The following is a 13,407-nucleotide window of genomic DNA, read 5'->3' on the forward strand; positions in this document are numbered from 1 at the left end:
ATAAGTCAGTTCAATTTTCCCTCCAGTAGGTGGGGGGTAATTGACTGTAAAGTGTCGTCAAGATACTTTTATCACGCTAATAATAAAGGAGGTTAAGTTAAATGGAAGTTAATGTAAAACTTTTTGGTGACCTACGCGAAGGCCGATTTGAGGAAGAAAATACTCAATTAGAGGAAAGTAGCCGTGTCATCGATGTAATAAACAAGTGTGATCTACCCGTGGAAAAAGTGGCTTTATGCTTCGTCAACAGTCGGGTAGCAGAATTTGGACAAGTCCTGCAGAGCGGGGATACTGTTGCTTTTTCACCTCCGGTAGGTGGAATGTAATCAATGTAATTATGTAAAATCTTATACTGGTCATCATCAGGACAAAGACCGAACTTAAACTTCAGTTCGGTCTTTGTTTTGTGCGTTGATGGACTTTGCTCTTTTCTTATTGACAAAGAAAATTATAGATTTCTTGTTCCGAATGGTAACCAATTAACTTGTCCTGTGGTTTTCCATCCTTAAACAGAATCATAGTTGGCAGCTCTTTAACTTGATATTCACCCTTATCTTCCGGAACCTTATTAACATCGACATAATATACTTCCACTTTATCCTTAAAACTATCAGAAATACGCTCTACAGTTGAACTTAGACGTTTGCAGTCAGAACAATCTTCTGCCCCAAATTCAAGGACTAACGGAGTGGGACTATTTAGTACAATAGGCAGTTTGCCAGATTCTATCTCTTTAAGCATCAAATACTCCGTCCTTTCTATTGAATGTACTCTTAAGCTTTCATGTAAGATAGAAATTGATAAACAATATCACCTCCAAAAAATAATGTTCCCATTTATGATATTGTTTATTTACAACGGTTAGCTCATTGGCGCACAACTAAGGAATTAACAAAGAGCGGATCAAGGTTTTCCTTAATCCGCTCTTTGTTAAAAAAAACCATAGGAGGTACAGCCACAAGCGTGGATTACTCTTCTTATTGACCAATATCTTGTACTATCTTCCGATATACTCAGCATAAATGGATTTTGCTTGCCCTTCACTCTTTGCGTTTTTAATAATAGCTCTTCCGTCTTTGAACAGGCTAATCTCCACTCTGCTATCGGAAAACCGTAACATAAAAGGATTATAAGAAACCGTTCCCGCTTTCTCTAAGCGTTTTGCCATGGTCTCAAAATCAATAGTTCCAGGATTATCCGGAAGTACCTGAATGGCATTTTGCCCACAAAGACTAGTAGCAGATTCTTTGCCATTGATCTGCTCCAGATATTCATAGCGATGCTGCGCACATGTATGGCAGTCTGGATTTTTCTTGACTTCTATGAATTCCACCTGCCAATCCCAAATATCTACTACCATCAGAGTTTTACGCACTTCTTTAGAGCCTATTAGGATTTTTACCGCCTCTAGTGCTTGGGCAGAAGCAAGAAGGCCAGTGAGCATGCTCAGTACACCCACTGTACTACACGTCTGCACCGAGCCCGCCGGTGGAGCTTTCGGCACTAGGCAACGGAAGCAGGGGCCGTCACCCGGTATAATATTCATAGTCATCCCTGAGCTACCTACTGCGCCGCAGTAAATCCAAGGGATGGTGTGCTTAGAACAAATATCATTAATCAAATAGCGAACAGCAAAATTATCTGAGGCGTCGATTACTAAATCCACACCTTTCAAAAGAGCCTCCGCATTAACAGTATTGAGATCAGCCACTACAGGTTCAATCTCGATTTCTGAATTGACAAGTCGCAAATGTTCTGCTGCCGTCACAGCCTTGGGTAACGACTGCCTGGCATCTTCTTCTGTGTAGAGCATCTGTCGCTGAAGGTTACTCAGTTCCACCAAATCTCGGTCGATAAGCCTGATATATCCTATGCCAGCACGGCAAAGGTGGTCTGCTACCACCGTACCTAGAGCACCTATACCGACGATAGCCACTCGTGAAGAGAGCAGTCGTTCCTGCCCCTCCTTCCCTACATTTGTTAAGGTCATCTGCCGTATATAACGTTCTATTGGCATATACTATTACCTTCCTCCATCAGCTATTTCACGAATTGCCCTGATACAGACCTCTACTTCCTCTTCCGTATTCAGATAGCTTAGACCAATACGTACCGTACCGCCCGTTTGCAGTGTACCCAACATGGCATGGGCATCTGGTGCACAATGTAGCCCAGACCGAACCGCGATATCGAAACTGGTGTCGAGCACTACTGCCAGATCACTCGGTGACCAGCCCTGGATGTTGAAGGAAATCACGCCTCCTCGATCATAGTCGGCTGCCGGCCCATAGATATGCACACTGGGAATTTGATAGAACGCCTTCAGGATCTGTTCCGTCAGTAACCTTTCCTTCTGCTGGATCTTATCGATGCCCTGCTTTAAAACAAACTCAACGCCTGCTGCCAGTCCTGAAAGGCCTGCCATGTTTAGCGTTCCACTTTCATACCGCATGGGTAATTCCTCCGGCTGATCAGGCAGCTCTGATTGGTTACCTGAACCGCCATGCCGCAGGCAGTTGAGCCTGACGCCCTCACGTATATACAGTCCGCCCGTGCCCTGAGGGCCAAACAATCCCTTATGCCCCGGGAATGCTAGTAAATCAATGTGCATTTTCTGTACATCGATGGACCGAATACCTGCTGACTGGGCTGCATCCACCAGGAACAGGATGCCTCGTTCCCGACACAGCTCACCCAACGCTTCGATATCATTCACAGTCCCTGTCACATTGGAAACATGGGTACAGACTAACATTTTAGTATTTGGCCGAATAATTTTTTCTACCTCTGCCACGGATAAACCAACATCCGGCGAAGCCTGTATCTTAGTAATTTCTGCCCCGAGTTTCTCTAAGGCATAAAGCGGGCGCACAACCGAATTATGCTCTAAGGTATCCGTGATCACATGATCGCCTGGATCTATAGCGCCTTTAATAGCCAGGTTCAGGGCATCTGTCGTATTCAGTGTAAAGACCACTCGCTCAGGCACTGCTACATTGAAAAGCTGCGCGCATAATCTGCGCGCCCTCTCTACCTGCGCTGAAGCCGCCAGAGATAGTCTGTGTCCTGATCGCCCAGGGTTACCACTGAACTGTCTGAGTGCCTGATCTGCCGCCAGATAAACGCTTTCAGGTTTTGGTAAAGAAGTCGCCGCATTGTCCAGATAGATCACAATTCATGTTCCTTTCTTCATATAATGTGGCTATTTATAAAGCAAAGTAATATAGCACGACGGACCAAGTTAAAAACATTGGTCCGCTTTGCACTATTCCCTAGATTATGAACTTCCCTGTATCTCTAAGGTCATACCCTCCGAGTTTCAGAACTTCCTCTTTGAATTCCTCACCTTGAACGACCGTGACGAGCGTTTTCATGCGAGGTTCCTCAAGGTATTCTCGAGGAATGGCTAAGTCATAGCGTTCCTCACCGATCGGTACAAAATCAAGTCCAAGGGCTTCCGCAGCACTCTGAATTCCAAGTCCAGCTTCTGCAGACCCTGAAGCAATTGCCACAGCTACATTCAGATGCGTGAATTCTTCACGCTCATAACCAAGAATTTCTTCTTTAGATAGTCCTTTTTGGTTGAGAAGATAATCCAAAAGCACTCTTGTGCCCGATCCTCCCTGTCGGTTTACAAAACGAATTCCAGGGCGAACCAGATCTTCAAGTCTCGTAATATTTAACGGATTTCCTTTAGCTACAAGCAGACCTTGCGTCCGGTACACCAGATTCATCAAAGCGATATCCTGTCCAGGTAAGAGCCGTTCCAAATAGGAACAGTTATAGTCTCCCGTCTCAGGGTCAAGGAGATGGATTCCCGCGAAATGAGCCTCTCCTTTGCGCAAGGCTAAGATCCCGCCTAGACTTCCAACATGCGCGGAGGCAATCGCTCCATATCCTCCGCGGGCTTTAATAAGACTACTTAACAGATCAACCGTTAAATCATGCGAGCCTATACCCACGAGGGTTTCTTCTAGCTCCTCCACAGAGCGCAAAAGCTCCACAGGAACTGTTTCCCCTTCGTGGAAGCCCTCTTGTAAGCGTGGGACACGGATTATTCCATCCGCCCGAACGAGGCTCATGGTTACCCCAGCCCCACGGCTCAGGGGGGCAGCAACCCAACGGTCCCCGACCTTTCCCACTTTGACTCGGACAAACTCTTCACTCCCAAGGGTGGAGAAAACTTTCTTCGTGAGAATAGCCTCTAGAGTAGGCGGTGTTGCTTTTTTTATTCCAAGAAGGTGCTTTACCCAAGGTTCAAGGAAAAGTTGGGCCGTTATATATGCCGAAACAGGATAGCCTGGAATTCCAATGGCAGGTTTTCCCTGAACCTCTCCTAAGATAACAGGCTTACCCGGTTTAATAGCTGCGCCATGGAGATAGAGTTTGCCATACTTTTCAATGATTTGGGAGGTATAATCATCCCGTCCTTGGGAGGACCCGGCAATGAAAACGAGCATATCTTGAGTTCTTGCCATTTCCAGCAAAGCGGCTTCAAGTTCTTCGGGACGATCAGAAGTAATAGGCCAGATGGAACCTTCTCCGCCCCATTCCGCGACCAAGGAAGCTAAGACGGTGGAATTGCTATCCACAATGTCCCCGACCTTAGGCGATGTATCCGGGGTACAGATTTCGTCTCCTGTCGGCAGAATCCCGATTCGAGGCTTACGACGAACAGTAAGCTCTATAACTCCAGCTGCGAGTAAGGCGCCTTGATCTTGCGGACGGAGGCGGTGATTCACAGGAAGTAAGATTTCCCCTTCAACGATGTCCTCCCCGACCGAGCGAACATTGTCCCAGGGTACGACGGCGCTCTGAATAAGAATCCCCCGCTCACCCTGCTCAAGGATTTCTTCTAACATGATGACGGCATCCATTCCCTCAGGGAGCGGATCTCCAGTATCGACCTGAATCGCCTGAGTTTCCCACTGAAGCCAACGGGGTTCACGCTCAGATACCCCAAACGTTTCACTAGCCCGAATCGCATATCCATCCATTGCCGAGGCGGGATAATGAGGTGAACTTCTCTCCGCTCGGACAATGTCTCCCGTTATTCTATTTAAGGCACGCCTTACATCGATGCGTTCATTTTCCGGAAAACAAGTCGTTGCTAGGTTTTCCATCATAAGAGCTAATCCGTCTTGCCAGGTTTTGTTCTCCAGATAGATTCGGCGTTCCATTAATTCTTCCTCCCCTAATGTGAAATCTTATCGTATAAGGCTAACCCTCACGCGTTTACCTGCTTCAATCCCTTCAGTATCGAGTCCAATATGCACAAAACCATCTGCCTGAACCATCGTGCTGATCAGACCTGATTTACCTCGGATGGGCTCAACACGCCAATCATCGCCTTCAGGCCAGAGGCGAACACGAACAAATTCTTCTCTCCCCGTTCCTGAGTAGAGGTTCTGTGTGAGTCTTCCCTCAGGCTCTGGATAACTTTGGGCCCTTAAAACGGAAGCATCTAACCACGGTCTAACCACACAATCAAAGACCACCATCGCTGAAGCAGGATGTCCAGGCAAGCCAAGAATTAGTTTTCCATCCACGATTCCGCCGATTGTTGGCTTTCCAGGACGAAGGGCTAGTCCGTGGAATAAGACTCCGGGTTCTCCAAGTTCTTCTATAAGTTGAGCGGAAAAATCTCGGGCTCCTACGGAGCTTCCACCCGAGAGTAAGACCACATCATTTTCGTTAAGCATAGTTTCAAGGGTTTGACGCAACAGCTCGGTCTCATCTTTGACAATCCCATAGTATCTTGCTTGAGCACCGGTTGCGAGGGCCTGTCCAAGTAAGGTATAACCGTTAATATCTCGAGTTTGGGCCGGAGCAGGATTGACTTCAGGCGAAACAATTTCATCTCCAGTTGAAAGAATCCCCACCTTTAACCTTGGTAGGACAGGAACAGAAAGCACGCCCTGCGCAGCAAGCAAGCCCATTTCTTGAGGTCGAATTTTTGTATATTGGGAGAGGATTATTTCCCCTAAGGTTAAGTCTTCACCCTTATCGATTAGATTTTCACCCGGTGCAATAGGCTTGGTTACTCCGTAAAGGCCACCACCAAAATCATCCAAGTGCTCAACCATAACGACAGCATCTGAAGCTTCAGGAAGCATTCCCCCCGTCGGCATGAGCATTCCTTCCCCCGGTTTAAGCGATTCTAATGGAGCAATCCCCATCTGAACTTCGCCTTGTGATTGGATGAGTGCCGGCATACTCTCACTCGCCCCAAAGGTATCTACTGCCCGTACAGCCAACCCATCGACTGTTGATTTACGGAAATGAGGTACTGGATATTCAACTTGGATATTCACACCTAAAACCCTATCGAGGGACTCAGTTAAAGGAACTTCTTCAATACGCTCATAGAAGGGCAGAAGATAGGGCCTTAAGGTCTCCATAGCCTCGGCTAAGGTCTTAACTTTAAAGAGTTCGCTATGACTTCCCAATTTTCATTACACCTTTCATCTGCTTATTTGAAGCGACATATTTGTATGTGCAGATGACAAGCTACACTTGTCTACTTATTTATTATACTCACTTAGATAAAAGAGTGGTAATCAAATAATTTATAATATTATATTTTTTTATGCATTTAAATCAACCTTTAAGTCTTTTTTTACCCTCCACCTACGGGTGGGAAAAGTGCGAGTGTATCTCCATCTCCCAAAGTGTGGTGCTCATTCGCATCCCGTCCATTCACGAGACAAATCGCTATCTCATCTGGTGTAATACCTAATGAACGAAGGATATCCTCAACGCGGCTTCCCTCGGGTAGTTCTCTGACATCAACTTTGAACCGCTGATCCCGGAACGTGGCAAATAACTTGATCGTTACGCGCACAGAATTTCCTCCCTTGTAAACAAGCTTCTCTTTCTCTTTATGCTTTCTAATAAACATTTAATCCTTACGTAGTAACATCCAATCTTTACGTTCACTTTAAGACTTCGAAGGGGGACCAGTTAGGTCCCCCGCTTCTCAAGTTCTTTTTATATAATAATTTGGGGCAAATACCTTACATCCCTAGAGCACTCAAACGCTCAGGTGTGGGAACACCCTCTTGGTCCCATCCCCGGACGCTATAATACTCTGGCAACAATTCTTCCAATCGATGAACCTGACCTTTAGAAGGGCCCTCTGAAATCGGATCTTCAAGTAAACGCTTAGGTAAGGTGTCGTCAGCTTTTGTATATCCTACACGGAAGTTGTGAAGGCGTTCATTATTCCAGATCCGTTCTCCACAAGCAAGGAGCTCCTCATCTGTATAGTTAAAGCCCGTAATAGCATTAACCAATTCTGTATAGTCAGTTAATCCAAGAGCAAATGAGGAGAACAGACACAGACCGACAGCATCAATGACAGAGGTCAGGTCTTGGAAAATCTTAACCCAAGTTGCCTTTCCTTCCACGCTTAAGCGATCGAGTTTTTCAGGAATTCCGAGAACCTCTGGAGAAATGAGATAGCCTCTTACGTGGCAGCCCCCACGGTTACTGGTAGCATACGATAAGCCCTGTCCTTGGACACCACGCGGATCATATGCAGGAAGTTCTTGTTTTTTGACGCTCATGGAGAGTTCGGGAGCTCCATAACTTTCGGCAAGTCGATAGGATCCAAGAGCCATTTTTGCTCCAAGCCCCTCAGCATAGGCAATTTTCCGAACCCATTCTACCATTCCTTTAGCATGACCGAATTCTAAAGGGGTGCCATCAAGTTCTTCAGGTTTAATGTAACCACGTTGGAACAATTCCATACCCGCGGCAATCGTTGCTCCGACTGAGATTGTGTCTAGTCCTAACTTATTGCAGAGATCATTCGCTTGGTGAATAGCATCATAATCATGTATACCAGAGTTTGAACCGAAGACCCAGACGGTTTCATATTCTGGTCCAGCACCTTCTGCTTCACCTTCTCCTTCATCCCACTTACAATAGCGACCACAGGCAATAGGGCAACGATAACAAGGGTGCTTTTTCACGAGATGCTTTTCAGTCATGGTTTCCCCACTGATCAAATCAGCCTCGGGATCATAGGATTCTTGGAAGTTATTGACTGGATAAACTCCGTTTTCATTAATAATGTTAACCAGGATGGCACTTCCATAGCCTGGTAGTCCTTGGCCTGTGACACCGTTCTCCCGTGTCTTTTTCAGCACGTCGGTTAGAACCGCTTTCATCTTTTCTGGGTCCGCATTTTCGACTTTTCCAGTTCCACGGACAATAATAGCCTTTACATTTTTAGAACCTACTACTGCACCGACACCGGTCCGTCCAGCTGCCCGGTAAAGGTCATTCATTACTGCAGCCATCAAAGAAAGATTTTCGCCGGCAGGCCCAATCGTCATGACCTTCGCTTTATCGTCTCCAAACTCTGATTTAAGAATCGAGGTTGTTTCGTAGACGTCTTTTCCCCAGACATGCCCAGCATCTTTAATTTCAACCTTGTCATCTAAGATGGAAATATAAACGGGTGTATCCGCTTTTCCTTCCAATACCAACATGTCATAACCTGCAAACTTCAATTGGGGACCCCAATATCCGCCAGAGTTTGAAGAGGCCAAAGTGCCATTTAGAGGAGATTTAGTAACAACCATAAAGCGCGCCGATGAAGGAGCGTTGGTACCTGTTAATGCCCCCGTAGCAATAAATACTTTATTTTCTGGCGAGAGCGCATCAACATCTGCCGGCACCTCATCCGTAAACATTTTTCCTGCTAGTCCACGGCCACTTAAGTATTTTTTCGCAAGCTCCATGTTTAAGGATTCGATCATCGTGGTTTTTTCTGTCAAATTAATTCTTAGTATCTTTCCGGTATACCCACCCATTCTTTTTCCTCCTTGTATTTTCTTACTTAATAAGATGTGTATCTATTTAAATGATAAATGCAAGAGTCGTGCCAATTATCCGACAGTTGATACTGCAGTCATTATTCATCCTTGGCTTGCTCGATTTGCCCTAACTGGTGACAGTTAGTGTATCACACCTGCTCCATGTTGGAACACTTCCAGCAATTGTGAAGAGGAATCTCTGTATGTCCTGTTGTTTGGTTGCGATCAATGTGTTATTCTGACATTAACTAAATTTTTAAAAAATTTTTCATTAAAACTGGGGGGTGGGTTCAGTATGAACGTATATTGGCGTAGATTTCTCAAAGGTGAACAGGTCGAAAACGAAGTTTCACCCGTGATTCATCGTTCTTGGCAACGGAGCATGAGTTATAATGTCAATCATACCGAAATCTCTCAGAATATGATTTTAACTGACTCGCATTTACGTGAATTGCGTGACTCTCAGGAAGATATAATTCGTGCGGCTGAATCGGTTTTACCCTATATCTTCAAACTGCTCCAAAGTGCAAATTATACGGTCTTACTCGGGGACAAAAAGGGTTTCATTTTGGAAGCCCTAGGGGATGGTCCCTTTCTAAGTAAAGCACAAAGAATTCACCTTTCTCCAGGGGTTAATTGGCGTGAAGATGTAAAAGGTACAAATGCGATAGGGACAGCGCTCTCAGAGAATAGTCCTATAACCGTCAACGGTTGGGAGCACTTTGTACATGAGAATCATTTTATGACTTGTTTTGCAGCTCCTATTCATGGGCTGCAGGGAGAAACCGTTGGCGTTATTGATATTAGCGGTGAAACCGGAAATCGACAAGAACGTGTGCTAGACATTGCAATCATGGGTGCTAAAATGATCGAGCAAAACTTGCGGTCAATAGATATTGAGCGTCAACTCAAATTTTATCAACAAGGATCAAAGTTAGCCATTGATCTCCTTAAGGAAGGTTTTATCTCGATTGATCGGCTTGGAGTTATCACTAACATCAATCCGAGTGGTGCCTCACTTCTCGGGCGAAAACGTGAAGATATTATTGGCAGGCCTGTGGCAGAGGTATTTAGCACTCCTAAGGGCTGGATGCTAAACAATCAGGAATTAGATCTCCACTTAAGAAATCAAGCAGGTAATGAGATTATCTCGCACTTAAGACGGCTCACAGATGACTCCGGAAAGTCTCTGGGTGCTTTCGGAACAGTACAACTTACTGAGTCACCACAGACCGTCACCCCTTTATGGGTTGGAAGCAGCACAAGCTCCCGACAAATCTTAGAACGGGTTCAAAGAGCTGCTTCGACTCACTCTTCCATCCTCCTTCAAGGAGAAAGCGGGACTGGCAAAGAAATTGTAGCCCGTATGATTCATGAATTAAGCCCCGTCAAACAGGGTCCTTTCGTAGCCCTTAATTGTGCAGCGCTTCCTAGTTCTCTCTTAGAAAGTGAATTATTTGGTTATGCTGATGGAGCCTTTACAGGAGCTCGTCGAGGTGGACAGCCTGGCAAATTTGAACTCGCCCATCAAGGGACTATTTTCCTAGACGAGATCGGTGACATGCCATTAACGGCACAGGTTGCTCTTCTCCGTGTACTCCAAGAAAAAGAAATCACTAGAATTGGGGATACAAAACCTCATAAAGTGGATGTTCGTGTAATCGCTGCCACCCATAAAGATCTAAAAGCCTTGGTCGAGGCCCAAACGTTTCGTTTGGATCTTTTCTACCGACTTAAAGTCGTCACTATCGAACTTTCTCCTCTCCGTGAACGACTTGAAGATATTCGTGAGCTTGTCCCCCATTTTATTCTAAAATCATGCGCTCTCCTCGGTCGTCCCTTCTTAGGAATCGAGGAAGAGGTTTATTCTTACCTCTATGCTCATTCCTGGCCAGGAAACGTCCGTGAATTGGAAAATTGTATCGAAGGCATGGTTGCGATGACGAATACTCCAATGTTAACGGTGGACGATTTGCCGATTGAATTAAAAACTATGTCTGCGCTTGGAGATCGTGAGACCCCGTCCCTTCTTAGTCAGCAAACAAAACAAACAATATTAAATGCACTCGCTCAAACCCATGGTAAGATTGCTCCGGCAGCGCGACTTTTAGGAATTGGCCGGAATACCTTGTATCGGAAGATAAAGGAATTTAATATCAGTCCCTAAATTGTTCATAGCCATATTTAAAAAAGTTAAGACGCCCTTACCTAATAGGCAAAGGACGCCTTAACTTTTTTGACGGAGGGAATATCAATGAGTGTTATTTACACACAGACGTTAGAAATGCGTGGATTAAAACGCCATGTCTTTGTAGACTATTTCCTTTCCCAAGGTGGCATTTTGGTCCATTGGGATCTGATCCAGAGTTCGGGTTGGGAGGTCAGACTAGGAACGGAGAGTGAAATCAGTTTAGGGTCCATCACCCTACCCGTAGTACAGGTCACCTTCGAGGCGGAAAGAGAGACTGCATTCAGTATGATTCACGCCTTCCGTATGCGCTTTCTTTCAGCGGGAGGTTGAAAGGATGTTTGTCGAGACTAATTCAGCTATATCTATGGTACTTACTTCTTTATTCGATTCTCTTCTCTGAATTTCTTCTTTTAAAATAGTATTGCAATATGGGCAAGAAGTAACAATCAGATCAGCCCCAGTAGCCAGGGTTTCGTTAACTCGGTTCATTGTGATTGGATTTTTTGTATTTCTACTTTCCCAGAAGCGCCCACCACCTGCGCCACAGCAAAACGATTTTTCTTTCCTACGAGGCATCTCAATGAGGTCTATCCCTGGAACTGCTGCCAAGACGTCTCGCGGTTCAGTGCAGTAACCATTAAAGTGACTAAGATAGCACGGATCATGAAAAGTGATCTTCTTGCTTTGCTCTTGCGAGATTTTCAGTTTCCCCTTGCGCAGAAGGTCTGCCAGGAAAACTGAGTGAGGTATGACTTCATAAGAACCACCAAACTGAGGATATTCATTTTTCAAGGTGTTGAAACAATGGGGACAGGTGGTTAGTATTTTCTTTACCCCTAGCTCATTAAAAGTCGCGATATTTTTCCGGACTGTCTTTTGAAAAAGGAGTTCATTACCCATTCTTCGTACCGTTTCACCACAGCACCATTCCCTTTCACCTAATAGGGCAAAATCAATATCAACGGCTTGTAGAATTTTCGCGAAAGCCACTGCAACTTTTTGGGCTGACTCATCAAAGTTACCTTGACAACCCACGAAAAATAGATATTCCGCTTCAGGTTTTTCCAGTACTGACGGGATTTCCATTTCCTTAGCCCAGTTATTATTTGAAAGGATACGTTCTTTTCCCCAAGGGTTTCCGTATTCATCTACCCCCTGGAAGACCTGTTTCGCTTCAGGTGAAAGTTTATCCTTCTCCGATACAATGGTTCGTCGCATATCAATTATTTTTGAAATATGATCTATCGACACAGGACATGCATTATTGCATCCGCCACACATTGTACAACTTGAAATGAAATCGAGATGAAACAGATTGCCTACAACTTTTACGGGTCGTTTTCCTTTCGCACCGGTTTGAAATCCTTCCTCTTCCATGTATGCCCGTATACGCCCATTGATTCGTTTTGGTTTTAACCATTCTTTACTTTGTTCAGATGGACATTGGCCATGACAATAACCACATTTAACACAGCTAAAGGTATCAAATAACTGCTTCCAGGTAAAATCTTCAACTGTTTTCACCCCACAGGTTTGCTCTTTTTCTAAGTCTAAATCAACAGACAAAAGTGCGCCTTTGGGCGCACGGGAATGCCAGTAAACGTTCAAAGGAGCGAAAATAAGATGGAGATGCTTGGACTGTGGGATAATATAAAAGAAGGAGAAAATCAATAGAAAATGCATCCACCAAAAGAATTTCGCGAGTATCGGTAAACTTGGGCTTTCCCCAATTTGGGCTCCTACTATTAAATAGAGAAGTTCACTTAGTATGATGGCGAAGATGAGGACTAGTATCATGTAAGCGTTAGTAGAGTTATGGAGCCAGTTTGGTTTAAAAAATAAACGACGGGAAAAAAAACCGATAACTCCGATCATCGCTAAGATAATTAAAGTATCTCGAATAAACAAGAAGCCAGGATTTGTCCCAATAAAGGGTATGTGTGTATGAAAGAGGCCGAACCCAGCCATATCGATACTACTTAACGTTAAAACGATAAAACCCCACATGATAAATGAGTGAAAGAGTGCAGACAAAGGATAGTCCTTGAGGTTTCTTTGGAGGAAGACTTGCTTCAAAAGAAAGACAAATCGTTCACGCGGGTGGTCATTACGATAATCGGGTCTACCAAATTGAGTTGAACAAAAACGTCTATATATTTGATATAAGAAGTAGCCCAACGATACCCCAAATAAAACAAAAAAGATTATGGCTTGCATAACACACCCCCTAACTCCATCATATTGTTTCTTACTCGAAAAGCAAGAAGATTCTTTGGGACAACAAAAAGATTCTATTTGTTTTTTACTTCCAGCTTTTTGACTTGTCTCACTGGAAGCCTTCGGCTTGCTTCAAAAAAAAGATTTTTATATAATTTAATAATTAAGGTACTT

11 protein-coding genes are annotated in these 13,407 nt (G+C 44.6%); 3 read left to right on the forward strand and 8 right to left on the reverse strand.

Translation table 11 applies throughout. The features are described 5' to 3' along the window. Positions 1–101 precede the first annotated feature (101 nt). Positions 102–326, forward strand: coding sequence for a MoaD/ThiS family protein (locus ACZ42W_RS15725; RefSeq protein WP_464166224.1), 225 nt, complete (start codon positions 102–104; stop codon positions 324–326). Between the two features lie 106 nt (positions 327–432). On the opposite strand, the gene ACZ42W_RS15730 is transcribed toward ACZ42W_RS15725, so the two are convergent. The 7 genes from ACZ42W_RS15730 to ACZ42W_RS15760 form a co-directional block, all read right to left on the reverse strand. After that, positions 433–741, reverse strand: a complete 309-nt coding sequence (locus ACZ42W_RS15730; protein WP_464166225.1) for a thioredoxin family protein — start codon at positions 739–741, stop codon at positions 433–435. A 256-nt stretch (positions 742–997) separates the two neighbouring features. After that, complete coding sequence (locus tag ACZ42W_RS15735) at positions 998–2,017, reverse strand: ThiF family adenylyltransferase (protein ID WP_464166226.1); 1,020 nt, start codon at positions 2,015–2,017, stop codon at positions 998–1,000. A gap of 6 nt (positions 2,018–2,023) precedes the next feature. Continuing rightward, the gene (locus ACZ42W_RS15740; protein ID WP_464166227.1) at positions 2,024–3,172 is read right to left on the reverse strand and encodes an aminotransferase class V-fold PLP-dependent enzyme; all 1,149 of its coding nucleotides are present in this window, start codon (positions 3,170–3,172) and stop codon (positions 2,024–2,026) included. A gap of 100 nt (positions 3,173–3,272) precedes the next feature. Then, positions 3,273–5,180, reverse strand: a complete 1,908-nt coding sequence (locus tag ACZ42W_RS15745) for a molybdopterin biosynthesis protein (RefSeq protein WP_464166228.1) — start codon at positions 5,178–5,180, stop codon at positions 3,273–3,275. A gap of 27 nt (positions 5,181–5,207) precedes the next feature. After that, positions 5,208–6,449, reverse strand: coding sequence for a molybdopterin molybdotransferase MoeA (locus ACZ42W_RS15750; protein WP_464166229.1), 1,242 nt, complete (start codon positions 6,447–6,449; stop codon positions 5,208–5,210). Positions 6,450–6,619: 170 nt separating this feature from the next. Beyond that, complete coding sequence (locus tag ACZ42W_RS15755; RefSeq protein WP_464166230.1) at positions 6,620–6,844, reverse strand: MoaD/ThiS family protein; 225 nt, start codon at positions 6,842–6,844, stop codon at positions 6,620–6,622. A gap of 172 nt (positions 6,845–7,016) precedes the next feature. Further along, positions 7,017–8,822: an aldehyde ferredoxin oxidoreductase family protein gene (locus ACZ42W_RS15760; protein ID WP_464166231.1), complete on the reverse strand. Its 1,806-nt coding sequence runs from the start codon at positions 8,820–8,822 to the stop codon at positions 7,017–7,019. A 298-nt stretch (positions 8,823–9,120) separates the two neighbouring features. Between ACZ42W_RS15760 and ACZ42W_RS15765 the strand changes: the two genes are divergently transcribed. Next, on the forward strand, positions 9,121–10,992 hold the full coding sequence (locus ACZ42W_RS15765) for a sigma-54-dependent Fis family transcriptional regulator (RefSeq protein WP_464166232.1): 1,872 nt from the start codon (positions 9,121–9,123) through the stop codon (positions 10,990–10,992). 87 nt (positions 10,993–11,079) lie between these two features. Then, the gene (locus tag ACZ42W_RS15770; protein ID WP_464166233.1) at positions 11,080–11,346 is read left to right on the forward strand and encodes a MoaD-like domain-containing protein; all 267 of its coding nucleotides are present in this window, start codon (positions 11,080–11,082) and stop codon (positions 11,344–11,346) included. Here ACZ42W_RS15770 and ACZ42W_RS15775 read toward each other — a convergent pair. Further along, positions 11,332–13,233 (reverse strand): heterodisulfide reductase-related iron-sulfur binding cluster, encoded by a 1,902-nt coding sequence (locus ACZ42W_RS15775; protein ID WP_464166234.1) that lies wholly within the window; start codon positions 13,231–13,233, stop codon positions 11,332–11,334. The two genes, ACZ42W_RS15770 and ACZ42W_RS15775, sit on opposite strands and share 15 nt — an antisense overlap. Positions 13,234–13,407 lie beyond the last annotated feature (174 nt).

Source organism: Desulfitobacterium elongatum, assembly GCF_055378975.1.